General features: G+C 46.8%; 15 protein-coding genes. 8 read left to right on the top strand and 7 right to left on the bottom strand.

Translation table 11 applies throughout. The annotated features are described in order from the left end of the window. Positions 1-646 precede the first annotated feature (646 nt). The 4 genes from QUA71_RS13015 to pilM all read right to left on the bottom strand — a co-directional run bounded on the left by QUA71_RS13015 (position 647) and on the right by pilM (position 6712). Positions 647-3034: an AMIN domain-containing protein gene (locus QUA71_RS13015; protein WP_333285472.1), complete on the bottom strand. Its 2388-nt coding sequence runs from the start codon at positions 3032-3034 to the stop codon at positions 647-649. A 474-nt stretch (positions 3035-3508) separates the two neighbouring features. Further along, complete coding sequence (locus QUA71_RS13010; RefSeq protein ID WP_333216346.1) at positions 3509-4309, bottom strand: pilus assembly protein PilO; 801 nt, start codon at positions 4307-4309, stop codon at positions 3509-3511. After that, positions 4306-5211 (bottom strand): PilN domain-containing protein, encoded by a 906-nt coding sequence (locus QUA71_RS13005; RefSeq protein WP_190655758.1) that lies wholly within the window; start codon positions 5209-5211, stop codon positions 4306-4308. Before QUA71_RS13005 ends, QUA71_RS13010 begins: the two co-directional genes overlap by 4 nt. 406 nt (positions 5212-5617) lie before the next feature. Then, positions 5618-6712 (bottom strand): type IV pilus assembly protein PilM, encoded by a 1095-nt coding sequence (gene pilM, locus QUA71_RS13000; RefSeq protein WP_333285467.1) that lies wholly within the window; start codon positions 6710-6712, stop codon positions 5618-5620. Between the two features lie 172 nt (positions 6713-6884). Here pilM and QUA71_RS12995 point away from each other — a divergent pair, with 172 nt between their 5' ends. From QUA71_RS12995 to QUA71_RS12985, 3 genes are all read left to right on the top strand, one after another. Then, positions 6885-7151, top strand: a complete 267-nt coding sequence (locus QUA71_RS12995) for a hypothetical protein (protein ID WP_333285465.1) — start codon at positions 6885-6887, stop codon at positions 7149-7151. Then, positions 7141-8424, top strand: a complete 1284-nt coding sequence (locus QUA71_RS12990; protein WP_333285463.1) for a sugar ABC transporter substrate-binding protein — start codon at positions 7141-7143, stop codon at positions 8422-8424. Before QUA71_RS12995 ends, QUA71_RS12990 begins: the two co-directional genes overlap by 11 nt. Before the next feature lie 394 nt (positions 8425-8818). Beyond that, positions 8819-9394, top strand: coding sequence for a Uma2 family endonuclease (locus QUA71_RS12985; protein WP_333285461.1), 576 nt, complete (start codon positions 8819-8821; stop codon positions 9392-9394). Positions 9395-9399: 5 nt separating this feature from the next. On the opposite strand, the gene QUA71_RS12980 is transcribed toward QUA71_RS12985, so the two are convergent. Then, positions 9400-10662, bottom strand: coding sequence for a folylpolyglutamate synthase/dihydrofolate synthase family protein (locus QUA71_RS12980; protein WP_333285459.1), 1263 nt, complete (start codon positions 10660-10662; stop codon positions 9400-9402). Between the two features lie 78 nt (positions 10663-10740). Between QUA71_RS12980 and QUA71_RS12975 the strand changes: the two genes are divergently transcribed. Continuing rightward, entirely contained in the window at positions 10741-11730 is a 990-nt protein-coding gene (locus QUA71_RS12975; RefSeq protein ID WP_333285458.1) for a DNA cytosine methyltransferase, read from the top strand. Positions 11731-11916: 186 nt separating this feature from the next. Here the strand turns inward: QUA71_RS12975 and QUA71_RS12970 are convergent, their stop codons facing one another. Together QUA71_RS12970 and rsmI are read right to left on the bottom strand one after the other, a co-directional pair. After that, complete coding sequence (locus tag QUA71_RS12970; RefSeq protein ID WP_333285456.1) at positions 11917-13134, bottom strand: glycosyltransferase; 1218 nt, start codon at positions 13132-13134, stop codon at positions 11917-11919. A gap of 83 nt (positions 13135-13217) precedes the next feature. After that, a complete protein-coding gene (gene rsmI, locus QUA71_RS12965) occupies positions 13218-14099 on the bottom strand; it encodes a 16S rRNA (cytidine(1402)-2'-O)-methyltransferase (RefSeq protein WP_333285454.1) in 882 nt (293 codons plus the stop codon). Positions 14100-14183: 84 nt separating this feature from the next. Here rsmI and QUA71_RS12960 point away from each other — a divergent pair, with 84 nt between their 5' ends. The 4 genes from QUA71_RS12960 (at position 14184) to QUA71_RS12945 (ending at position 25236) form a co-directional block, all read left to right on the top strand. Then, entirely contained in the window at positions 14184-15041 is an 858-nt protein-coding gene (locus QUA71_RS12960) for a PfkB family carbohydrate kinase (RefSeq protein ID WP_333285452.1), read from the top strand. A gap of 232 nt (positions 15042-15273) precedes the next feature. Then, a complete protein-coding gene (locus QUA71_RS12955; RefSeq protein ID WP_333285450.1) occupies positions 15274-16398 on the top strand; it encodes a cupin-like domain-containing protein in 1125 nt (374 codons plus the stop codon). Between the two features lie 267 nt (positions 16399-16665). Continuing rightward, positions 16666-17544: an inositol monophosphatase family protein gene (locus QUA71_RS12950; RefSeq protein WP_333285448.1), complete on the top strand. Its 879-nt coding sequence runs from the start codon at positions 16666-16668 to the stop codon at positions 17542-17544. Positions 17545-17946: 402 nt separating this feature from the next. Beyond that, positions 17947-25236: a DUF4347 domain-containing protein gene (locus QUA71_RS12945; RefSeq protein ID WP_333285446.1), complete on the top strand. Its 7290-nt coding sequence runs from the start codon at positions 17947-17949 to the stop codon at positions 25234-25236. The last annotated feature ends 428 nt before the right edge of the window (positions 25237-25664 follow it).

The raw sequence follows: 25664 nt of genomic DNA, 5'->3' as shown, positions 1-25664 counted from the left end.
ACAGAGTTAGTTCAACTATTAGCCGTGAGTTATCAACTGGATTGAGGTGTGGCTTGGGAGGTTTGGGTGGTTCCCGATTGCTCCCGTCCGCTTCCCCGAATCACAACTCCTGCTGAATACTAATTACCCTAGGGTAATTGGTCAGAAAAGGAATTTTTGTTTCTAATTGCTGAAAACCCCACAGCATCTAATTTTCACTGCATTATTCTAAAGTCTTGCCGACCGTTATGGATCGGTGGAACCTTTAATTTATATGGATTTGGACAATTTTTTTAATTAATCCCAAAATTTAGGTAAAAAAATACCACCTTGGAGACAAGATTTCTCGCCTCGGTGGATTTCTGAGCAGAAAAAAAGGAGAAATAGAAGGAATAAAATGTCATTTGTCAAGGGCTAAAGGAAAACTTTTTTCCTTCTACCTTCTTTCTTTCTCCCGTGGGGCAGGGCTGTTTCATTCTCCCGAAACCCGCCAGGGACTGAAGTCCCTGTCTCATAGCTGAAGTCGGTTAAAACCGACTCAAATACTAATTTTTAGTCTTCTTTTAGAGGACTTTAGCTTTGAGGCAGGGGTTTCAACCCCTGTCGGACTGTGGGACTCAGGGTAAAGAGCGTGGAAAGTTGACAGCAAGGAATTTTTCCTTACTTCCTACTGTCTCGGCTGGACTGGCTGACTGCGCTGCAACAGTTGGCGCGCGTCGGGACTGATGCTGTTTTGGTAGCCAAAGTTCGATCGATCGCTATCATCCAAAATCTGCGGAGTCAGCAATACAATCAACTCCGCCCGCTGGTTGGCCTTACTGGTTCTCCTGAACAGCGAACCGATAATCGGCAAATCTCCCAAGATCGGAATCTTGTTCGCTGTAACCCGTTCTTCATCGCGGATAATCCCCGAAACAATCAAAGTCTGACCGTCCCGCAGGCGAATTAGGCCCGATTGCAAGGATCGCTCGCCCAGCAGCCTGATAGTATTGGTGTTCGCGCCTGTGGCCAGGTTTTGCTCGCCGCCAGGTGTCCTGATAATCGGGTTCACCCGTAGAGACACAAAGCCATTATCGTCAATCCGGTCGATCGCCACCCCCAACTGCAAACCAGCCCTGTCTTTGACGGCCGTCACCGTTGTGGTACTTGTATTGCCGGTACTCTGGGTTTGGGACGTGATGTTAGTGATCACCTCATCAGTAATATTCACATTCGCCGTTTCTCCTTCTTGAACCACCAGAGTCGGATCGGTCAGGATTTTGGCATTCTGGCTCTGAATAGTTGCCTGCAACGCCGACAGGAATCTCCTCGGATACTGGAACAGCGGGAACAGGCCGAAAGTTGCACTTCCTGAGGCGGTCGCCGAGCCTGGCTCGTAATCCGTAATTCCAACTCGCGTGGGGTCATTAGTAACAGGGGCTGTCGGCTGGAGGAACACACCTTTGGTGGGGGGGAGACCTGGACCTAGAGCTTGACCTGTAGACGGCACGATAAGCCGGCCGTTCGCATCGTAGAAAACATCTGGGGTTCCTAGGGGGTTGCCGATGATGGGTCTAGCGATGGGATCTCCAAGGCCAGCGGGCGGATTGATGCCACCAAAATTGAGACTGGCCACCCCGCCGTCATTGACGAAGAAATTGTTATTAATTCCAAAAGAGAAACTGCTGTTGGTTCTGTTGTCTCCCAACAAGTTGATATCGATCACCTTGACGTTGACAGCGACTTGACGGCGCCGCAAATCTAGCTGCGTCAAGAAAGCCACAGCCATGTCAACTTTGCGCGGGTCGCCCACCAAAGTGATGGAATTGAGCCTCGCATCCGCCAGCACCGACAGTCCCCTCAGCAAGAGCGGCCCGGTGCCTTGGGTAGCGCCGATCGCCTTAATGTCCGGTTCCCTAATTTCCACATCCCGCGCCGCATTTCCCTGGCCTACGCTTTGAATCGTCACCCGAGTAATCGGCAGTTGACTTTCCGCACCTTGAGCGCTCAAAAAGTTAGCCGCATCCGTAGAGCGAACTTGATTGAGCCGCAAAGTCCGAATGATAATATTGCGCGAGTCGATCGGCAAGCTAGTCCCTACAAAAATCGTCCGCCCCTGGCGGTTAGCTTGCAACCCGCTGAGCCGCAGCACGTAATTAAAGACATCTTGCACCGACTCATTTTCGATGTCCAAAGAAATCTTTGGCCCTTCATCTGAACCGGTGGCTCCCGGCTGACCAGGCACTGCGGGCTGGCCCGGTTGAGCAGGGGCACCGCCGCCTGTAAAAGCAATGTTCAAGCCCGCAGCGCGAGCCAGCAGAGCCAAAACGTCCCGGACTGGGGCATCCCGCAGCACCAAGCGGGGGATGCGTTCTCCCGAACTCAGTTCAATATTTCCCGCGCCCGGGGCGATGTTAGACACTGCGATATCTCCCAAGGGCGGAGCAACTGCCCTGGGTTGGAAAGGCGCAGCCTGATTGCTCTGGGATTGAATTTCGCTGGGGAGGGGCGGGCGATCGTTCCTGGTAACAGTAACTTCGGGATTTGGCAGCAGCACGCCTGGGGTTTGCGAGGTGCGGACTTGGGGAGCCGGCGGGGGAGCTGTTTGGCTCAGTGGCAGGCCTGGAGGCGGCGGAGGTGCTGTTTGGGCAGACTGTACTGTACCGCCCTGTCCGGCAACGCTGAGGACGATGCTTTGGCCTTGTCCCGGCACAATTTGTCCGTTGGGAACTCCGTTGGTGCCGGCTACCACAACGCGGATGCTGTTAGCCTCTACCTGGCTGATTTCTACTGAAGAAATTCCCGGAGCGGGGTTATCTTGACGGAAGCTGTTGCCTTGTGGCAAGCGAAGCTGGGTGTTAACAATTGTGGCTTGGTAAGTATTGCCGTTATTGATGGCGAAAACTTGCGGGCGATCGCCCTTTTCTGTCGCCAGCACAATATTTACGCCATTATTGCCTTGACTTACTTGCACTCCTGTGACTTGAGTCGGCGCTGCCCAGACGGGGGCTTGGGCGATCAGAACTCCTGCAGCGCTGCATAAGAGTCCTCCACTTAACCGTAGATGCTGTTTCATGTTCTCTCCTCAACTACACTGTGTTATTTGTTGTTCGCAGTCTTTTGTCGCTAGCTGCTAAACTGACTAAAATATTCTCGCTTCGAGCCTTTTTTAAGGAAGAAGTTATGCCCTTTTCGATTTGCGATTTTTGATTGGGAATAACTGATGACATCAGGGTTAGAAGCTATCCTACAGCAATCCTCGCATCATTTGTGAATTTCTTACTCCCTCCCCTTTGTAAGCGGAGGGTTGGGGTGGGGTAAAAAATTTACGACTCCTGCAAGGATTGCTATACAGTTCCATTACTTTTTGAAACTGGTATTAGAAGAAATTAGGTTTTAGAGCAAATTGTTGATTGCCATATAAAAATAATTTTTTGGCATTCATATTTTTTTGACTTCTACCTTCAATCATCCAATTTCAACCTTCTGCCTTCTCCCTTCTTGTGAAAGAGCGAGTTTGGAACAATAGCTAATCTCCGCCCAACTACAGCTACTTAGCACCAGGACTTGGAGCCGGAGTTGGCGGTTTTTCTTCTTGCTTTAACGGTAGCAGCGCGTGCAAGTCAAAAGCCGTTTTAATTTTAGTTGGTGGCTGCTCCACAGGAACTATTTTCCCTTTCAAAAAATCAACTTCAATTGGCTGATTTGATGCTAGCAATTCAGATTTCAAATTCCTAACTACCAACAGCGACTGCATCAACTCTAAGTTACGCATAAAATTGCGGGTTTGAGCGAAAGTGCCTTCAAACTCTACCTTAAATTTTTTGCGTCTGAGCTTGCCAGCCAGGGACGGCCCGAAGGAGGTATCCGCCAGAATATCAGGGTCTGGAGCTCCGGGCGCGGCGGTTGCTGCCGCTGGGGGCATATCCGGCTCAAATTTGGTAATTTTAGCCTTGAGGTCATCTCCTTGCACGCCGGCGTTGATTCTATTAACCAGTTGGGTCATGTCAAGCAAAAGCGTGTTGGCGCTGGCGTCGCTGGCAAACATTGCCGTCACGTTTGCCCGACGCTGTTTTGCTTCTTCTTGCTTTGCTTCTGCTTCTGCCTTTTTTTGAATTTGAGTTTGCAATTGCAGTTGCGTTTGCTGGCTTTCGCTAAGTTTTTGCTTGAATTCGCCGCTTTTTTGGAATTCGGGAAGTACGAACTGGTAGCCGAGGCCACCGGCAATGAGGAGGCCGAGAACGGCGATGCCGATTGCTTGGACTTGGGGTGTCAGCTTAATGCCGAATATTTCCTGAGCCCCTGTCTCTTCGGCTTGTGCGCCGCTGGGAATAAACTGATTTGCTGTCATTGTTTTTTCACCTCTGGTTTTTGTGGTTCTAGCACTCCTTTTTCTTGAAGTGTTTCTATCCGTATTGCTAGCCCGTCTGCTTGCTTGCTGCGGAGCTCGGGGAGCAACTCGGAGGCCCCCGTCGGGCTGAGCGTCGTTTCAATTTTATATTCCACCACCGGTCGCAGTTTAGGAAGTTCTGGTGGTGCTGCGTTTTGGTTGCGTACTTGTAATTGTGCGGGGTTGTTCTTTAATGTGGCCGCTACCAGTTTGGTATCGGTGTTGAGGAAGAAAGGAGAGCGCTGGACTAGCAGCATAAAGTCGTTAACTTGGGCAAAGGTACTGGCTATCCCTGAAATTTGTACTTTTGCTGCCTGCTGCGGGACGACGGGGGGGGGAGCTGCTGCCGGGGGGGGGCTGGCTGGGGACGGACTCGCCCCTGGGGACGGGCTAGCTGCGGGGGTGGCTGCGGGGGGTGGGGGTGCTGCTGCAACGGGGGAGGGACTCGGGTCTATTTGCTCGATTTTGCCAATTTGCACTCCCGCCGGAGTACGGGCACTTAGGTCTTGCAGCATCGCCGACCAAGGTTTAATTTGGTCGAATACTCCGGCTAATGCTTTGTATTCGGCGGTAACTTGGTCGGTTTCGGCATTGATGGCTTTTATGACGTTGGCTTGAGTGTTTAACGTTGCCAGTTCTTGGTCGATGGTGGCTTGTTGTGCGGCCAAGTTGGTATTTTCGTTAGTCGCCCACCACCAGGCGCCCATGACTGCGGCGTTGATCCCAAAGGCAAACAGTACCGCCCCATATATGGGCAGTTGGTCTTTGGCTCCACCGGAACTTTTTTTAGTTGAGCTTTTGGCTGCTGCAACGGGTTTGTAGTCCGGACGGTCGTTGAGAAAATTAATATCTAGGCTGTACATGGCTTCACTCGATTTTATAGCAGAAGGAAGAAGGTAGAAGGCACAAGGTAGAAGGCACGAGGTAGAAGGTAGAAGGTAGAAGGAAAAAGTGATCTAGCGCTTATGTTTCAGCAATTAAGAAGGTCCTAACAGTCTTGGCTGTTGCTATAGATTTAAATTTGAAATTTTAGATTTTAGACAGAACCCAAGATTGCTGGTACAAGTGAAGGATTTATTTAGGGAAGAAAGAAACAACTTTCTGCCTTCTACTGAAGGAAGGGGCTGCTTCTACCTCAGATATATTCTACCTTTTACCTTCTACCTTCTACCTCCAATATTCTACCTTCTGCTTTCTGCCTTCTTCTTTTGGAAGGGGTTTTTACCTAAAATTCTCAAATCGGTTTTTCTCTCATCTAAAACTGTTAGTTCACATAACCTCCCTCAGTCCTAAACCTAGGGCGACTCCTAAACCTGCTCGCTGTTCTGGGGTAATTTCTTGGCTGATTTCGAGTCCTAGGGTTTCGATGGGATCGACTTGAGATGCGGGCAAGCTTAATCTTTGCATAAAAAATTCGTCTAGTTTGCCGATCGCAGCCCCTGGACCCGCTAGCAGCAGTTGCGCTACTTCGAGTTCTTCGCTCTGGTTGAGGTAAAAGTCTACTGAGCGGCGCAGTTCGTCTGCTAGTTCTCCCAATACTTTTATCATCGCATTTGTTCCCGGATTGGCGTCTCCCGATGCGCCCATTGTATCTGTGACTGGCAGGGTCATGCCTTGCAGTTCGCTGGTGTCTCTGGTTGGCGGCAGGTTCATGGCTTGGTTGAGGGCGGTCTGGATTTGGTAGGTGCCGATCGGGATGGTACGGTTGAACTGAGGTATACCGTCCACTACTATAGCTAACTCGGTACTGTCAAATTCTATGGCGGTCAGGACGGCGGCTTCTTGGGAGGAAAATTGTTGCAGTTGGTCTTTGAGGGTGCGGATCAGGGCAAAGCTGGTTACTTCTAGTACGTCTATAATCAGTCCGGCTTCTTTGAAGGTTTCGATGTATGTGTCGGTAACTTCTCTGCGGGTGGCTACTAACACAACTTGCACTTTTTCTACTCCGTCGTCATCTACAAATAGGCCTATTTTTTGATAGTCTACGTCGGCGTCTTCTCTGGGAAACGGCAAGTACAGTCCTGCTTCTGCGTTCATGTAATCCCGCAGTTCTTCTTCGTTGAGTTCTGCGGGAACAGGGATTAAGCGGATGACAGCTTCGCGGCCGGGAATGGCTGTGGCTACTCGCTTGGCTTTAATTTTGTTGTCGGCAAGGACGGCGCGTATGAGTTCTGCCATTCCTGGCGGATCGACTATTTGTCCTTCTTGTACTATGTCTTCGGGAACTTCTATTGAGGCTAGGGTGGCTAATTTTAATGTCTGAGCTTTCTTTTCGAGCTGAATGATGTTGATGCGGTCTGGGGCTATTTCGATCCCGATTCCTGGCTGGCGTTGGGAAAGTAGACCTTTGAAAAAGTTAACCATGTGATTGGGTCGCCGGTAATTGCTATTTTTTTCTTTTGTAGTTGGCCAGCCTGATTAAGCGCGCCCGGTGTTGGAGGGTTGGTTTCCAACTGCCGAAAGAGTGCTGTAATCTCGGTATCCCGCCGTAGCTACGCCGCTCTGTCTGTGTTGCGCGATCGCTAGTTCCGATTTTATGCTATCCAATTTACTTGACAATAGCTATTCTGCTGCGAATGTCAATAAATTCCAGCTCGATCGACCGAAAACCTGCCGATTCTGCACAAAAACAGACTATCTCGCTCCTAGGCCCAGGTACAAAACTCTGTTACTGACTCGATCGCGCTTGATTGGGGCGATTCCCTACCCTTCGGGAACCCCTGCGGGGAACGGGATAGCTTCGTTTCACGCTTTTTTGTCTGACGGTTCCCATAACTCTCAAATTTTATTCTATGAAACGTAAATCTTGGCAACTGTTTGCTGTTTTTGGACTGGTGGGGCTGCTGCTGGCTGCAGTGGTGAGTTGCGGCAAGCCTGCTGTTAATTCCCAGGCAAATAATACGCAGGAAATCGAGTTCTGGACTATGCAGCTTCAACCTCAGTTTACTGAGTATTTCAACAAGACGATCGCCGGTTTTGAAGCGGAAAATCCGGGGGTGAAGGTGCGCTGGGTGGACGTTCCTTGGTCGGCGATGGAAAGCAAGATTTTGGGGGCGGTTTCGGCTAAAACTGCGCCGGATGTAGTGAACCTAAATCCCGATTTTGCTTCCCTGTTGGCGGGACGCAATGCTTGGCTGGATTTGGATTCTCGGATTCCGCAGCAAGTTCGATCGACCTATCTGCCAAATATCTGGAAAGCTGGCGTACTCGACGGCAAGAGTTTTGGCATTCCTTGGTATCTCACGACTGGGGTAACTATTTACAATACGGAGTTGTTGAAGAAGGCTGGAATTGCTAAGCCTCCGGCTACCTATGCCGAGTTGGCAACTGTTGCCAAGCAGGTGAAGGAAAAGACTGGTAAGTTTGCTTTTTTTGTGACTTTTGTGCCGGAAGATTCGGCGGAGGTTTTGCAATCTTTCGTGCAGATGGGTGTGCCTTTGGTTGACGCTAAAGGCAAGGCGGCTTTTAATACTGCTAAGGGCAAAGCTGTTTTTCAGTATTGGGTAGATTTGTACAAAAACGGACTTTTGCCGCAGGATGTTTTGGTGCAGGGACATCGCAGGGCGATCGAGCTTTATCAAGCTGGGGAAACTACTTTGTTAGCTTCGGGGCCTCAGTTTTTGAAAGCGATTGCTGAGAATGCTCCGAGTATTGGTGCTGTTTCGGCTGCTGCGCCTCAAATTACGGGGGAAACAGGCAAGAAGACTGTGGCGGTGATGAATTTGGTTGTGCCCCGCGACAGCAAGCGCCCTGATGATGCTGTCAAGTTTGCTTTGTACGTGACTAATTCTCAAAATCAGTTGGCTTTTGCTAAGGCTGCTAATGTTTTGCCTTCTACGGTTGAGGCTTTACAGGACGGTTATTTTAAGAGCGTTCCCGCTGATGCTCCTGCTGCCGATCGAGCTCGGGTTGTTAGTGCTTCTGGCTTGAGTTCCGCCGAGCTATTGATTCCGCCTCTCAAGGATGTTAAGAAGTTGCAAAAGGCGATTTATGACAATTTGCAGGCTGCAATGTTGGAGGAGAAATCGGTAGAACAGGCTGTGGCTGATGCGGCTAAGGCTTGGGATCAAAGGTAGTTTTTAATTGCAGCAGGGGCGGAATTTTATTTGAGATCGCCCCTTGCTTTTTTCGGTGATTTGACGTATTATTAAATAATGGGAATCTGTGCCGCCATATATAAACCCCTATATAAGCTTTTAAGTTATTATCCAATGATGAAATTACCGCCTCTTAACAAGGCGGAGTCGGAGGAAAACTCTGGATAAGTCAAACTCGACTATTTTAGAGGGAAATGTTTGTTGATAAGAACGATCGCTCATCCCAGAAACCGGGTTTATTGCTCGCGTGCGATCGCCTTTCTCAATTCAGCTTGATTGATGAGTTGTAGGAATATAGCCTGAATTCCTCAAATATTCAGAAATTTGACTCGTGTTAAAATCCAAGCTCAGATCGGAATAGGAGAAAATTCTTATGCCAGCGATGACACTCAAAGATTTAAACCAAGTTCAAACCCTTTTTTCCGAAGCGGGTTTAGATTACCAAATTGAACTAGAAGACGGGATAATTTCAGTTATGGGGCCATCAGACATCGTATCCAGTGAAATCAGTAGCCGTCTCATCGCCTTTCTTTTCGCTTGGATAAATCCCCGTCGCTTGGGGAGAGTCTTTGACTCCGCAGGCGGTTTCATCATGCCGGATACGAATGTCAAAGCACCGGATGTTTCTTTTGTGCGCGCCGCCCGCTTGCGCCAAAGTCCGCGTTATTTTGGAGAACTTGTCCCCGATTTGGTGGTTGAGATTAAATCTCAGAGCGATCGCATTAAGCCTATAGAAACCAAGGTTTTGAAGTTTATTGAATTGGGTGCGAGCGTCGGAATACTGATCGATCCTGATGAAGAGACAGTGACTATTTATCGCTCTACAGGTGAACCGACTGTTTTAGGAAATGGCGATATCTTAACAGTAGCAGAACTTTTTCCGGGTTGGGAATTGCCCGTTTCGGAATTGTGGCCTCCTATCTTTACGGAGGAAGAAACACAATTCTGATGCGTTTAAGCTTGGGATTGTTGTTGTTGCAGAAAATAGCCGACGAGATAAAGAGAACCGCAAAGGATTGTTAGGTTGTCACCTGTAACAGCAGCATCTAAAGCTGTGGTTAAGTCGGGGAAGGCTTGACAGAGAGTTAATTCGGGGCAGATAATTTGAGCTAGGGTGGCTAATTCTGCGGGGGATGATGAGTTTTGATCTGGTACGGGTACTAAGTAAAGTCGATCGCCCTTTTTGAGTAATGCTTTCAAAATATCGTCGCAGTCTTTGGTAGCCAGAATCCCAATTACCCAGTTAATCGGTTGGGAACTGTTAAGATTATCGACATATTCGCGCAGGGCGAGCGCTGCGGCGGGGTTGTGCGCGCCGTCAATTAATATATTGCGGTTTTTCCAAGTTGTTTGCTGAAGTCTTCCGGGCCATTGGGTTTTGGCGATACCGTTTTCGATGGCGGTTGGGGAAATTTGCCATTTTTGGTTTTGGAGAGTTTGCAAAGTTGCGATCGCAATTGCTGAATTCATTAATTGAATTTTTCCCAGCAGCGGCAATTGATATTTTATTTTAACCGCATTTTGATTTAACTGATATTCTGCGAATCCTTGTCCTAAATCTATTGCTGGTTTTACCCAAGTTGCCGGACAGTCTAATTCTTGAATGCGTTTATCTACTACTATTCTAGCTGATTCTGGCAATTCTCCGATCACTGCCGGACATTTTGCTTTGAGAATTCCCGCTTTTTCTCCAGCAATATCGGCCACCGTGGGGCCGAGTATTTGCCAGTGTTCGAGACTGATAGAAGTGATGACGCTAGCGAGAGGTGTTTCGCAAACGTTAGTCGCGTCTAATCTACCGCCCAATCCCGTTTCTATGACTGCGATCTCGCTTTTTTGTTCGGCGAAATACAGCCAAGCTGCGGCGGTGATTATTTCAAATTGAGTAGGGGTTTCGGTGTTGTTTTCGGTGGCGGCGACAACTCGTTCGAGACACTGTTGCAATTCTGTTGGGGAAATCGGTTGTTGGTTGATGCAAATTCTTTCTGTCCAATCGATTAGGTGCGGGGATGTGTAGCGCCCAACTCGATAGCCTGCTTCTGCTAGTACGGAAGAGAGATAAGCGCAAACGGAACCTTTACCATTTGTGCCGGCAACGTGGATAATGGGTACTTGTTTGTGAGGGTTGTCTAGTTTTTCGAGAAGTTGGTGAATTCTTTCTAAGCCGAGGTGGACGCCGAAGTGTTGGTAAGATTGAAGGATGGATTGTGCATTCATTGAGGATTATTGGATTTTTTAACGAACCGCGAAGGCGCGAAGGGCGCGAAGGAAGAGAGGAGATAGATGTCGATAGGTATGAATATTATTTCTCTGTTTTCGGGTTGTGGCGGGTTGGATTTGGGTTTTCGCTTGGCTGGGTTTAATCCGGTTTGGGCGAATGAATATGATAAGTCTATTTGGGATACCTACGAGTTTAACCATCCTGAAACTATTTTAGATCGCAGAGATATCAGAAAAATCAAATCGGATGAAATTCCCAAGTGTATTGGGATAATCGGCGGCCCTCCTTGTCAGAGTTGGAGTGAAGCGGGGGCGAAACGCGGAATTGATGACAGTCGGGGTCAACTTTTCTGGGAGTATATCAGAATTGTGCGGGACAAGCAGCCTTTGTTTTTTTTAGCTGAGAATGTTAGCGGAATCTTAGCTCCCAGAAACAAGGATGCTTTCACTTATATATTATCGCAGTTTGAGGACATCGGGTATCGGGTTTCGTACAAGTTGTTGAATGCTAGAAATTTTGGTGTTCCGCAAGATAGGCAAAGGGTGATTGTTGTTGGCTATCGGGAAACTCTGGGTTTTGGTTTTGAGTTTCCCGAACCTGGAACCGATGTTTTGACGCTGAAAGATGCGATTTTTGATTTGCAGGCCGCCCCTATGTCAGTTAAGGCTAAATTAGATAATTATCACGATTCTGTCCCAAATCACGAATGTGCGGATTTGGGGTTTTCCAGCATTTATATGTCGCGCAATCGAGTGCGAAGTTGGTCAGAACCTTCTTTTACAATTCAGGCAAGCGGCAGACACGCGCCTCTACATCCTCAAGCTAGTAAAATGATTTTGGTTGGCAAAGACAAACGCATTTTTGACCCCAATTCGCCTCTGCCTTACCGTCGGCTTTCTGTGCGAGAGTGCGCGAGAGTTCAGACTTTCCCGGATGAGTTTATTTTTAAGTACAAGTATATTGCTGATGGATACAAAATGGTCGGCAATGCTGTTCCTGTGAATTTAGCAAGAGTTTTGGCAAGTAAGATTTTTGAGGATATTGTCATAGGGCATAGGGAATAGGGCATTGGTGTCAACTGAAACCGACCATCTACCAGTCGCTAGAAAATGAATTCCACGGGACTTTTAGCGAAACTCCTCGCTATGAAGACTAATCTCAAATCCGTTGACATCAGAATTATTCATCTCTCTCTTCTCTTCCTCTGTGTCCTCTGTGCCCTCTGTGGTTTCATCATTCCGAATTATCTGTCATTGAAATTTTGTTAACTGGCCGAGGTTGTGCTGAATCGCATTTGTCCCGCGAATATGAGACAAGGGAGAACCTCCGTACAAAAAGCTATTCAAACTAACTTGATAATTTTGCTGAACTGCTAAATCCAGCCACAAATTGTTAATCGCATCTCCGGGCTTGTAGTCGGGAATGTTGTGCTGATAGTAAGGAAAACTGTCTATGCAAGTATTGAAAAAGTTCTTGCGCCCGCAATGCTTTAAATACTGGTATCGCGGTTTAAATTCTGTTTGATTTTCCAATACTGTATATATAGTATCAGCGAGAGATTCCGGGTCAAACTTGGCGTAAAGACCCGCACCTTCCGGGAAAACTGGCGAGTGGCCTCTGGCGTATTGGTTGAATTCTTCAAAACAAATTACTGGTACGTTGCAACTCATGGCTTCGGTAATTCCCCGGTTTTTTCCTTCGAGGAGGGAACCGAGGACGAATGCTTGGGCTCGCGAATAATATGTGGGGATTTCGCTGTAGTAGTCAACTCTCGGCACTAAGTTAATGTAGTCGGAGGGATTGGTTAAAATTGTCTCTATTTGTTGCCATTCTTTTAAGGCGTACTGGTCGAGAGTTTTCAGGTTGCTAGCATCAAATTCGTGACCCGTGACTACTGTTAATTTTATCGGTTTTTGCGGATATTTTTGGCGGTAAACTTGTAAGGCTTTGGCTATGATTGGCAAATTTTTTTCTTCGGAAATTCGGGCGACGGCTAGCAAGTCTATGTCTTTGGCGGGGACGTTGCGCGGGGAAATTAAGTATTCGTTGATGAAGTCGGTGTCTTGCAGTGGTATGATTGGTTTGTGAGCGCGATCGGGATAAGTTTCGCGAAACCATTTATCCCGCTGCGGGTTTTTGTATAAACTAGAGTAGGCGTCAGCTATGGGGGCCCAGGAGTAGGAGATTCCGGGGGAATAGGCGAAGGAGAAAAATACTGAGGAAAGTTGGGGAAATAGTTTGTTGATGAGTTCGACTGCTTCGCTGAAGTAAATTCCTTTGATGAAACGCCCTTCGTAAAACAGTGGGGGAAGCAAGACGTAGAAACTGACGGTATCGAAGCGGTGGGGTTGGTCTTCAAATATCTCCCAGCTAAAGGCGTCTAAGTCTGCATAAATTTCGGCGATTGGTTTGTTGATGTGGGGGTTGCGTAAATATGGTTTTTGTCGATCGTAGTTTCCGCGTACCATATAATTCTGAGTGTGAGTATCTAGCTTTTTTTATTTAACCGCAGAGGCCGCAGAGGGCGCAGAGGAGAAGAGAAGAGAGATATTCACAAGTCATCTAAGGGTTGTTCTAGCGATTCATTGTCGCCAATTGTGAGGGCGAGTTGGTAGATTTGGCGGCGGGGGAGGGATGTTTGTTGCGCTAGCTGGCGGCTGGCTTGGGAACGACTTATGCCTTCGGAAATTAATGTTTGCAATTCTGCTTTAATGGCGTCTTCGGAAAATATTGGGGCTGCTGTTTGGATGCCGGCAATTACGAGGGTAAATTCTCCCTGGGGTTCGCGATTGGTGTAAAGCTCGATCGCACTTTCCATACTACCACGCCAAAACTCTTCGTGCATTTTAGTTAACTCTCTCGCCAGAACAATCTGTCTGTCGCTTCCCAAAGTATTTGCTAAATCTTGTAAAGTTTGCCGCAATCGGTGCGGAGATTCGTATAATATTATAGTGCGGGATTCTATTTGCAAAGCTTGTAAACTTTGTTGTCGTTCTTGACCTTTCACGGGTAAGAAACCTTCAAATACAAATCTTTCTGTGGGTAATCCTGATGCAGTTATGCCAACAATGCAGGCGGTCGGGCCGGGAATCGGAATAATGTTAATATTAGCATCGGCGCAAGCTTTGACTAACTCGTATCCGGGGTCAGAAATTCCCGGCATTCCGGCATCGGTGACGAGGGCGATATCTTTGCCTAAATGCAGTTTGTCGATGAGTTCGGGAAGTCGCTGGTGTTGGTTGTGTTCGTGATAGCTGATTTGGGGCGTTTGGATTTGAAAGTGGTGCAAAAGTTTGCCGGTATGGCGGGTATCTTCGGCGGCGATGAAGTCTACTGTTTGTAAGATTCGGATGCCGCGAAATGTCATGTCTTCGAGGTTGCCGATCGGGGTTCCTACGATGTAAAGTGTTCCTGTATTGGGATTTGGCTGCATTTTGATATTTTGAAGTTTTTAACCGCAGATGGGACACGGGCGGGACACCCATGCCATACGCCCATGCCACATATTTAAGAAGATATGAAAACCGGATTGTTTTTGGGATTAGCGACTTTAGATTTAATTTATTTGGCCCAGAAGCCTCCGGGTGAAAATCAGAAAGTTGTTGCTTCTGATTGTACCATTGCTGCGGGCGGGCCCGCGGCTAATGCGGCGGTAACTTTTAGCTATTTGGGGAATGCGGCGGTATGGGCTGGGGTTTTGGGTACTCACGCGATCGCCCAATTAATTCGTGCAGACTTAGCGGAGTATAATGTCAGGATAATCGATTTAGAACCCGGGCGATCGCACTCGCCGCCAGTTTCCTCAATTATTGTAACTGAAGCAACGGGCGATCGATCGGTAATTTCCATCAATGCTACGAAATCGCAAGTTGACAGTCAAACCATTAACGAGGATATTTTAACATCAGTTAGTATTGTACTTGTTGACGGACATCAAATCGCAGCCAGCAAAGAAATTGCTCAACTTGCCAAGTCAAAAAACATTCCCCTTCTCCTCGACGGTGGCAGTTGGAAACCCGGATTAGAGGAAATATTGCCTTTTATAGAATGGGCCGTATGTTCGGATAACTTTCATCCGCCAGACTGCGACAATTCAGAACAAGTCTTTACTTACCTGTCAGCAGCCGGAATTTCCCATATTGCCATCACTCGCGGCGAAAAATCAATTTTATACCTCAGCAATGGCATTTATGGCACTATAGAAGTACCTCAAATTCAAGCCACAGACACTTTAGGCGCTGGCGACATTTTTCACGGGGCTTTCTGTCACTACATTTTGCAAAATAACTTTACCGATACTCTCACCGCAGCGGCTAAAATCGCTTCCCATTCCTGCAAAAACTTCGGAACCCGCGCCTGGATGAATAAGGGTTAATTTAAAATTAAAATTAACCCAACTATCCGGTTAAAACCGCTCACAGCTAGAAAACTTGAACTGGCAACACTTGTTGAGTTAAAATCCTGACAGCAACCTCGTCAAAATTTGTGAACTTCCCTCTTCTCTTCCTTCGCGCCCTTAGCGCCTTCGCGGTTCGTTAACAAAATTGCTATATTAGTAAGACAAGTTAAAGTCACACAAAACACTCCCAAAACAACATACCCGAATCATGCCTGACACCCAACCTCTAAGTATCACCCTTCCCCCTTTGCGGATTACCCTCACAGAACAACAGCAAGTTAACCTAGAATGGCTGACACAAAACTTGCCCAATCTCCTCACCCCAAGCAAACAAGAAGTCCCAGACAATATGAAACAGTGGGTGGCGGCTAACAAGTTATTAAATCAACCCGATGCAGAAATCATTCAAGCACTAATAAATACCGGCATAGATGCGGAAACAGCCACCGCAGAAGTTAGGGAAATATCATCTCATCCTTACTTTCAAGCAGGTAGTCAGTACGTGCAGTTATTGCAGAAATTAGAATCGCATCTCAGGATTAGCAATCAATTAGCTGCATTGTCTTCCAAGTTTGGCACAATCGAACGCAAAAGCAGCCTTTCTAGAGAGTATTTTCTCGAAAATTACTACGCCAAAAATACTCCAGTAATTATTACCAATATTATGCACAACTGGAAAGCGTTGCAGTTGTGGACGCCGGAGTATTTGCAGCAAAAATATGGCGATGCAGAGGTACAAATTCAAGCTAACCGCAATTCCGACCCGAATTACGAAATTAAGATAGAAAATCACAAAAAAATTGTTTTGTTCCGCAAATATGTAGAGATGGTGGTCAAGGGCGGGCCTAGCAACGACTACTACATGGTTGCTAACAACCAAACTCTGGAAAGAGAGGAATTTAAACCCCTCTTCGATGACATTGAAATTTTCCCAGAATACCTAAATCCAACGGACACAAAAGGCAGAGTTTTCTTTTGGTTCGGTCCCAAAGGCACGATTACACCGCTGCACCATGACCCAGTTAATTTAATTTTAGCTCAAGTGTCGGGTCGCAAACTAATTAAATTGATTTCTCCGCAACAAACACCTCTGCTTTACAATCACGTCGGAGTTTTCAGCAAGGTGGACGGCGAAAATCCCGATTATGACAAATACCCGCTTTACAGAGATGCAAAAATTATTGAAGTGATTTTGGAACCGGGAGAAGCTATCTTTATTCCTGTCGGTTGGTGGCATCATGTAAAATCCTTGGAGGTTAGTATTTCGGTTTCGTTTACTAATTTTGTGTTTCCCAATTATTATGAATGGAAATATCCTCATATTAATTGGTAATTATCAACCGGGCGAATATAATTCGCTGCTACACATACAAAGTCCGCGTACGCGGACTAAGAGAATAAAAGATGTTTCGCTCTCTCGTTACTAGGCTCTGCCTGGTAACGCATATCCATAGGCTCTGCCTCCGATTTACTAATAGGAAAAGGAACGCTCTGCGGCTGATTCTAGGAACAGGAAGCAGGAGGCAGAGCCTCCGAGTAGGCATTCCCAGGCAGAGCCTGGGAACGAGTATTATCAAGCTAATATAGGGGAAATTTGAGGATGAAAAATCTCGAAGAAATCAGCGAAATTGCCCGATCGATCGCCTGGAGTGCATCAGATATCCTACAATCCTATTATCGCCAGGATTCCAACACTCCTAACCTCGACATCCAAGAAAAAAAAGATGGCCCCGTCACCGCCGCCGATGTCGCAGTCAATTCTTACATTCTCGACGAATTGCAGTCGGCTTTAGGAAATGCAGAATTTGGCTATCTCAGCGAAGAAACTTACAAATCTTATTTAGAAAAAAACGGTCAAATTCCCTTACCTCAAAGTTGGGTTTGGATTATTGACCCTTTGGATGGAACGCGAGATTTTATTGACAGGACAGGTGAATTTGCGGTTCACATTGCTTTAGCCTTCGAGGGAAGACCGGTATTGGCAGTTGTGGCTTGGCCTCAACAGCAAAAGATTTATTACGCAATCCGCGATGCGGGTGCTTTTATGGAAAGTCGGGACGGTTCTGCAGTCAAATTGCAGGTTTCGGCGCGAAATATAGTAGCAGATTTATCTATAGTAACTAGCCGCAGTCACCGGGGCGATCGCTTTAATCAATTGTTACAAAAACTGCCTTGTCAAAATCAAATAGCTGTCGGCAGTATCGGCTGTAAAATTGCGACAATTGTCGAACAAAAGGCTGATGTTTATATTGCGCTTTCGGGAAAGTCTGCACCGAAAGATTGGGATTTAGCGGCACCGGAATTAATTTTGACTGAAGCGGGCGGTCAATTTACTCGTTTTGACGGTTCTACTTTGCAATATAACCGGGGAGATGTGAGTCAGTGGGGGGGATTGTTGGCGAGTAACGGTTGCTGTCACGCTGCTTTGTGCGGGCAAGCCGAGCAGATTTTAGCGGGGATAGATGGGGGTTTGAAGTAATCAAAAGTTTAGTAGGGTGCGTTAGAAGACTGTATTTTCTGCACGACTAATTGCTTACGCACCCTAAAGTATGTATCAAATTTGCGGAGTTTGAAATTTCTGTACAATTGCACTTACGTTTCATAAATATTTGTGATAAATTAATCTCGCATTCGTTGCAGTAATAATACTTAAGTATTTTCCCCATTTTTACCAAAAATTTAATTAACTAGGTATTTTTTAAGAAAAATTTACATATTTTCTGTAAAAAAACTGTTATTTTTAGGACAAAAGATGAGGACTCACCGGGTTTTTACGGAGAAAGGGTGTGTCAGTCTAAATAAAAATTGATAGATGGTTTCGGACGCCAGTCACGAAATTGCGGAATTTTTGTATTTTTTTGAAACCCCAGTCAGGTGGATTATGCCCAATTTAAATATTCCAGTTTCAGTAAGGTCGATCGCCTTTATCGACACTCAAGTTGAAGATTATCAAAGTTTGATTGCCGGGGTAAAACCGGGTACGGAAGTAGTCGTTTTGGATGGGAACCGGGATGCGATCGACCAAATTACTGAAATTTTAGGTCATCGTACCAATATTGACAGCATTCACATTGTTTCTCACGGTGCTCCGGGCAGCTTGCAACTCGGCGACGTTCGCTTGAGTTTAGATGATATAGAGTGCGATCGGCAGGATCTACAGCAGTGGTTTTCGCCACTAACCGACTCAATCAGCGACACTCGACCTAATATCCTCTTGTACGGGTGCTGTGTAGCAGCAGGCGAGACCGGTAAAGCATTTGTCAAACGTTTGAGTGAGTTAACCGGGGCAAGAGTTGCGGCCTCCCAAAACCTCACGGGAAGTGTAGCAAAGGGCGGCGACTGGGAACTCGAAGTCAGAACCGGGAAAATTGAAACGCCGCTGGTATTTGAAGCCGAAGTATTAGCAGCTTACGAGTATGTTTTGAATAGTTTTGGTGCTGCGACTAATTTTCCCATAACATACAGTCTCCGTAAAGTTGCCACTGGCGATTTTAACAAAGACGGCAATCTTGACCTAGCCTTTGCAACCACTGGAGAGGCTCGCAACGTCTCGATCGCACTGGGAGATGGCACTGGCAAATTTGGCGCTGCCACTAATCTTAACACCAGCCCGCCAAGCGATCTCTCTACCTACTCTGTCGCTGTAGGCGACTTTAACAAAGACGGTAATTCTGACCTGGTTACGGCTAATAATGCGACTAACAACGTTTCTCTCCTGTTAGGGAATGGCGATGGCACTTTTGGTGCAGCCACCTACTTTGGTGTGGGGTCAAGGCCCTATACCGTCGCTGTGGGAGACTTCAACGGGGACGGCAATTCAGATTTAGCTACAGCCAATCAAACCTCTAACAACGTCTCCATCTTGCCGGGTAATGGTAATGGTACTTTTGGCACAGCTACTACTTTGAGCGTGGGGTCAACTCCCTATTTTGTGCTTGTCGGCGACTTTAACAAAGATGGCAAGCCCGACTTAGCGACAGCGAACTTTGGTTCTAACAGCGTATCCATCCTGTTAGGGAATGGCGATGGCACTTTCGGCGCCGCCGCTAACTTTACCGTTGGAAATAGCCCTAATTACATTGCTTTAGGAGACTTTAATGGGGACAACAATCCTGACTTAGCAACCAGCAATCAAATCTCAAGCAACGTATCAATACTGTTAGGAAATGGCACAGGAAGCTTTAGTGCAGCTAACAACTTTAGCGTTGGAACACAACCCCTTGCTATTGCTAGTGGTGACTTCAATGCCGATGGAAAAGTCGATTTAGCTACAGCCGACAATGGAGCGGGCGATGTCTCCGTCTTGTTTGGAAGTGGCAATGGCAGCTTTGGGACTGCCACTACTTTTCTTGTGGCAGCCAGTCCCCAAGGTATTGTTGTAGGCGATTTTAACAAAGATGGCTTATCCGATTTAGCTACGGCGAACTTTGCCTCTCAAAACACCTCGATTCTGCTGAATACATCCCCGGCGGTAAATTTCGGTGCTGCAACTTACAGTGGCACTGAAGGAACTGCGGATACAGTAGTCAATATTCGCGTTACTATCAGCGCTACTCCTGACGCTGCTGTAACAGTCCCAATTGTCATCGACCCCACTAGCACAGCCACCGAAAATTCAGACTACACCTTTTCGCCTACTACTGTTACTTTCCCCGCCGGCACTACTACTCTCACTCAGAATGTTGCAGTTACTATCAAACCTGACAATCTCCCTGAAAACGCCGAAACCGCAATTCTCAACTTTGGCACAATCACCAGTAGCGTTGCAGGTACAACCAAACAAACAACATTAACTATTGCTGCTAACGGTACTGTTTCTTATGCCATTGCCGCCGATATTGCAAGCATGGACGAAGGTAATACCGGCACAAAACCTCTGACTTTCACTGCGACTCGCAGCGGCAACACAGGCGGGGCAAGTAGCGTCAATTATACCATTGGAGGAACAGCTACAAACGTCAGCGATTACAACAACATCGGCGGCTTTTCTGGCGCAACTGCTGTTACTGGCACCATTAATTTTGCCGCCAATGAAACATCCAAAACTATTACTCTGGATGTATTAGGCGACACCCTAGTTGAACCCGACGAAACCATTGCCGTCACCCTTTCAAGTCCCACAAGCTCGGGCTCCACACCGACAATTACCACTGCTACCGCTACCACAACTATTACTAATGATGACAAAGCCGGTTTCACAGTTAACCCAATATCGGGATTAACTACAAGTGAAGTTGGTGGCACTGCTACCTTCACTGTCAAACTCAACGCTCAACCAACTGCTGACGTTACCATCGGTTTGAGGAGTGACACTGTTGCAGAAGGAACAGTTTCAACTAATAGCTTAACTTTCACTCCGGCTAACTACAATCAACCGCAAACAATAACAGTGAGTGGTGTTGACGATTTAGTAGCTGATGGCCCTCTACCTTACAAAATTGTCACGGCTGCTGCTGTGAGTACCGATGCTAATTACAATAACCTCGATCCTGATGATGTCACCGTCACCAACACTGACAATGACTCTCCGGGAATTACAATTAATCCGACGGCGGGATTAACTACTGGTGAAGATGGCACCAAAGCTAACTTTGCTGTGGTTCTGAATACTCAGCCGCTCGCTGATGTTACTATCGGTTTGAACACGGATAATGTTGCCGAGGGAACTGTTTCGACTAATAGTTTAACTTTCACTCCGGCTAACTGGAATACACCGCAGCCGTTGACAGTAACAGGGGTTAACGATAGCATTGTTGACGGGGATATTGACTACAAAATAGTCACGGCTGCTGCTGTTAGTACAGATGTGAATTATAACAACCGAGATGTAGCGGATGTTAGCATTACCAATAAGGACAATGATACCGCTGGTATTTCTGTTACTCCCACGCAAACAACTGCTACAGAAGGCGGTGCGAATGGCAGTTATGGGATCAAATTAACCTCGCAGCCGATCGCCCCTGTAACGATCACTCTCACAACAGGTGAGCAGATTCAGGCGATCGCGCCTCTGACTTTCACGGCGGATAATTGGAATAAGGCTCAAACCGTTACAGTGAAAGCTGTTGACGATACGGTGGTGGAAGGGGCGCAGAGCGTTAATATCACTCACACTGTGACTAGCACGGATGCTAAGTATAATAGTGGGATTGTGGTTCCAGGGGTGACAGTGGCGATCGCGGATAACGACACTACACCCACACCGACACCAGAACCGCCGACACCGACACCAGAACCGCCGACACCGACACCAGAACCGCCGACGCCGACACCGACACCAGTCACTCCAACGCCGACGCCGACACCAGTCACTCCGACGCCGACGCCGACACCAGTCACTCCGACGCCGACACCGACACCAGTCACTCCGACACCGACACCAGTCACTCCGACACCGACACCAGTCACTCCGACACCGACACCGACACCAGTCACTCCGACACCGACACCGACACCAGTCACTCCGACACCGCCAACGCCTGTTGGTACCATCGACACACAGAAGAATTGGTGCGGCGTAGAAGCTGGATTGGATAAACTTGAGAAAATTCTTGACGACCAATTACAGGCAGTTAACCTACCGATTGTCGGCCCCCTCAAGGACATTTCCCCAGATTTTATTGGCAACTTCAAGACTAAGTTAGTCGATACTATTAAAAATCATGGAAATCAAAGTCTGAGTCAGTTAGAACGTAGCCTCCGCACTGCACTGGGCTCTGACTTCAATGTTGCTCTAACTGAGAATTCTAGTGCTGATGAAAGTACCTTGCTAATTACTCTTAGCAAGCAATATCAGTTTCCCGAGATCAATCTCTCGCAAAATTTAGGAGTACCGGCATTAAGCTTAGATGTAGATGGAAAAGCCAAATCAAAATACAACTACAACTTGTCCCTAGGAGTTGGTGTTAGTAAAGATTTGGGCTGCTACATAGATACTGACAAAACCAAGTTAACCGCCAACATTGACTTGAACCTAGATGACCAATTCAAGGCTAAAGGGAACTTAGGCTTTTTCCAAGTTGACCTGGCAAACGATACCAACAACCCTACTAAAGTCGATGCCAACCTCGAAGTTAAGCTCAATGACTTAGACAATCTCGGCGGCCCCAATGATGGATCTCGCCTCACCTTGCCAGAACTGCAAGGCAACTATCAGTTTAAAGACTTATTCAATGCCAACTTAACGAGCAATGCTAATCTCGGTCTCACAGCAAAAACCAGCATCAACGGCAATGCTGCATTCCCCTCCTATAACTTCGACTTAGCAGTTGATTGGCCCATCCTAAATTACGCTAACGGTCAATTCACCGGGCCGCAAAAGCCCGCAGTTGCATTTAACAATATGCAACTAGATTTGGGAACATTTGTCAATAATTTTGCCAAACCAATTATCGGTAAAATTTCCGATGTCATTAAACCATTTCGACCAGTTATCAACTTCCTCAATGCCGACACCAAGTTACTGTCTAAAATCGGTCTAGCGGGGCCCTTTGATAAAAATGGGGATGGCATAGTCAGTGTACTAGAGCTGGCAGCAAAAATATCTGGTCGCGATATCGATACTCGCTTTTTAGATGCGGTGGCCAAGGTTGATAAAGTTGTGGATTTGGCAAACCAAATAGCAAATTCTCCAGATAAAATCGACTTGGGTTCCTACACTCTGGGTAATATAGATGTTGCCGACCCAAGTGCTAATCTTCAGAATGCTTTACCCGTTCCAACAAATGCTGTACAGCAAACCGCAAAGCAACAAATTAACTCCAAAACAAGCGCCACGGTCAAGGACTTCTTAAATGCTTTACAAGATATTGATGGCTTTGATTTGCCACTATTGACCAAACCAGAAACCGCAATTCAATTGTTGATAGGTAAACCGGATGTTCCGGTCTTCAGCTATCAGATGCCCAAACTGGGATTTGACTTTAATATCGATCAAAAATTTCCAATCTGGGGGCCGATCGAGGGTTTACTGGAAGGGAATTTTAGTGCTTCAGCTCATCTAGGATTTGGGTACGATACCTACGGATTAAATGAGTGGAAAAACTCAAATTTTGATGCGGGTTCTGCTGACAAAGTTTTGGATGGATTTTATGTGAGCGATCGCGAAAATGCTGACGGTACAGGGCCAGATGTTGACGAACTCAGTCTGGACGCTAGTATTGCGGTGGGTGCTGGGATAGATGCGAAAATTGTCGAGGGTTATGTCAAAGGTGGAATTCAAGGAAAAGTCGGCATCGATTTGATAGATATTGGAGAATTCCAGCCCAAACAAGGCGGCGACGGCAAAATCAGAACATCGGAAATTACTTCCCGCATCAGCCAGCCCTCAGAACTGTTTGATGTAGCAGGACAAGTTAATGCTTTCTTGGCTGCTGAAGCTAAGGTAATTTCAGTTAAATTCTGTGAGAAAACCATTCCCGCAGTAAAAGTTTGGACGCCCTGGGGTCGCAAAAAGATCACCCCTGAAATCAACATACCTTATCCTTGTGGATTTGATTACAAAACAGTCTACGATAATAACTTGGCCACATTTGAGTTAGCTAGCTTTAGTTTGGGGCCGAGTTCTAGCACTAGGGGCAGAGCAATTAACGGTTACATGGCCGGGGCGACTGTCTTCTTCGATGCCAACTTTAATGGAATCAAAGATGACAGCGAACCGTTCTCAATTACTAACGCGGATGGCAGCTTTGACTTAGATGTCTCTCTTGACAAGTTCGACACAAATAACAGTGGCGACCTCGAACCGGATGAAGGCAAAATTGTACTTAGAGACGGCATCAATACCTCTACTTATTTGCCGCAGCAAACGCCCCTCTTTGCCACACCTGATGCTATTGTCGTCACTCCGTTAACTACCCTAATGACCGAGTTGGTCGAGCAAGGGACTGACCAAAATCAGGCGCAAATTCAGGTAAAATCTGCACTGGGACTGTCGTCAGCAATTGACTTGACTAGCTACGATCCGCTACAGGCAATTACTCAAAACGACCCGAACGCTTTGGCGGTTTATGCAGCACACGCTCAGGTGCAAAATACCATTGTTTTGATAACTGATTTAATTAGCGGTGCTTCAAATACCGCGAAAAATGAGATTGCCTCTAGCGTAATTTCCGCCGTTGCCGATCAAATTAAATCTGGCACTGTCGATTTAAGCAATTCAACGCAATTGCAGGCGATTATTCAGTCGGCGACGAGTCAACTGCAAGTACCGCAAGTATCTAGTATTGCTTCGGATGCTGCCTCTATTATTGCCGAGGGAAATCAGCGAATTGGTGCGATCGCATCCAGCAATTCCTCGCCCTCAGATGCCGCGACAGAAATCGCCCGCATACAAAAAGTCGCACAAGGAGAAGTAGCCCAAGATTTACTGCAAGTCGCAGCCGGAAATAAGACGATTCAGTCGGCGATTTCCGAAAATACTGGTGGATCTCTAAATACCAAAATTCAGGCTGCGACAGCTAACAACCCAACAGTCCGCAATACCTTAGATACTGATGACTCTAGCGCACCATCTACGCCCGATGAACCCTTCCCCAGCAGCGGTATTGAATTCGTTAAAGATGGGGAAAATACTAGCGACAGCACGGATGGCGATGATACCCTGACGGGCAGTGCTAGCGATGATATATTGCGCGGTAAAAAAGGAAATGACTTGCTGTTTAGCCTTGATGGCAATGATTGGATGAATGGCAATCAGGGGAACGACTTAACAGATGGTGGAATTGGGGACGATACGCTTTATGGCGGAAAGGGTTTTGATACTTTGACTGGTGGTGCCAGCAGTGACTTTATTTCTGGCAATCGAGGTGAAGACATCGTAATTGGTGAAAAGGGCGACGATACCCTCTACGGCGGTCAAGGCAATGATATTCTGCTAGGAGGTCAGGGTAACGATTTCCTCAGTGGCGATTTGGGCGATGATACCTTAGTAGGGGAGGTAGGCAATGATAAATTCTTACTCTCTACCTATTCCGGTACTGATACTGTTGCTGACTTTGAAGTCGGTCAAGACTTATTAGTATTGGGTAATGGGTTGAGTTTCTCGCAATTGGCAATTGCCGAAGATAGCGGTTCAACTTTAATCCGGTTTGCCCAAACAGGGGAGATTTTAGCTTCTCTGGCGGGAGTTTCTGCTAGCAATATTAGTGCGGTTAAATTCGCATTGCTCTGAGAGCGATTTGAATTCAAGCACTTCTTCTGTGAGAGTTTGAAGTAAGTACGTGAAGCGAAGCTATCCCGTAGGGAATCGCCCTTAAAGATTCTAACGAATAACTTGTAGGGGCTGTTTTACGAGAAATAATTGCCTAAAACCAATTATCTCGTAAACCCGCTCCCACCCTTGCCCGAAAGTCCGCCAGGGGTTGAAACGAACGGCGGAACCGGATCGCACATATATATCAAAAATCCCGCTCTTAATATTTCAGTTTCATTACACTTGCGATTGAATTCTTTTTGTGTTATATAAGCAACCTCGCGATTGCTCATCCCCAATATTACTTAAGAGAATTCCCCAACTTTATCACAGGGCTATTTCATTCTATTTGAGTAGTGGATATAGTAGTAAAGTATCGTACTCATGCCCGGGAGCTGCTATGTCTC

The organism is Microcoleus sp. MON1_C5 (assembly GCF_036701875.1).
Classification (GTDB): Bacteria; Cyanobacteriota; Cyanobacteriia; order Cyanobacteriales; family Microcoleaceae; genus Microcoleus.
Note: the sequence above shows the minus strand (reverse complement) of the source record. Positions and strands in the feature narration are given on the sequence as shown.

Coding starts and splice junctions, on each gene's coding strand:
- QUA71_RS13015 (WP_333285472.1), bottom strand. CDS start 3,034: ATGAAACAGCATCTACGGTTAAGTGGAGGACTCTTATGCAGCGCTGCA.
- QUA71_RS13010 (WP_333216346.1), bottom strand. CDS start 4,309: ATGACAGCAAATCAGTTTATTCCCAGCGGCGCACAAGCCGAAGAGACA.
- QUA71_RS13005 (WP_190655758.1), bottom strand. CDS start 5,211: ATGTACAGCCTAGATATTAATTTTCTCAACGACCGTCCGGACTACAAA.
- pilM (WP_333285467.1), bottom strand. CDS start 6,712: ATGGTTAACTTTTTCAAAGGTCTACTTTCCCAACGCCAGCCAGGAATC.
- QUA71_RS12995 (WP_333285465.1), top strand. CDS start 6,885: ATGCTATCCAATTTACTTGACAATAGCTATTCTGCTGCGAATGTCAAT.
- QUA71_RS12990 (WP_333285463.1), top strand. CDS start 7,141: ATGAAACGTAAATCTTGGCAACTGTTTGCTGTTTTTGGACTGGTGGGG.
- QUA71_RS12985 (WP_333285461.1), top strand. CDS start 8,819: ATGCCAGCGATGACACTCAAAGATTTAAACCAAGTTCAAACCCTTTTT.
- QUA71_RS12980 (WP_333285459.1), bottom strand. CDS start 10,662: ATGAATGCACAATCCATCCTTCAATCTTACCAACACTTCGGCGTCCAC.
- QUA71_RS12975 (WP_333285458.1), top strand. CDS start 10,741: ATGAATATTATTTCTCTGTTTTCGGGTTGTGGCGGGTTGGATTTGGGT.
- QUA71_RS12970 (WP_333285456.1), bottom strand. CDS start 13,134: ATGGTACGCGGAAACTACGATCGACAAAAACCATATTTACGCAACCCC.
- rsmI (WP_333285454.1), bottom strand. CDS start 14,099: ATGCAGCCAAATCCCAATACAGGAACACTTTACATCGTAGGAACCCCG.
- QUA71_RS12960 (WP_333285452.1), top strand. CDS start 14,184: ATGAAAACCGGATTGTTTTTGGGATTAGCGACTTTAGATTTAATTTAT.
- QUA71_RS12955 (WP_333285450.1), top strand. CDS start 15,274: ATGCCTGACACCCAACCTCTAAGTATCACCCTTCCCCCTTTGCGGATT.
- QUA71_RS12950 (WP_333285448.1), top strand. CDS start 16,666: ATGAAAAATCTCGAAGAAATCAGCGAAATTGCCCGATCGATCGCCTGG.
- QUA71_RS12945 (WP_333285446.1), top strand. CDS start 17,947: ATGCCCAATTTAAATATTCCAGTTTCAGTAAGGTCGATCGCCTTTATC.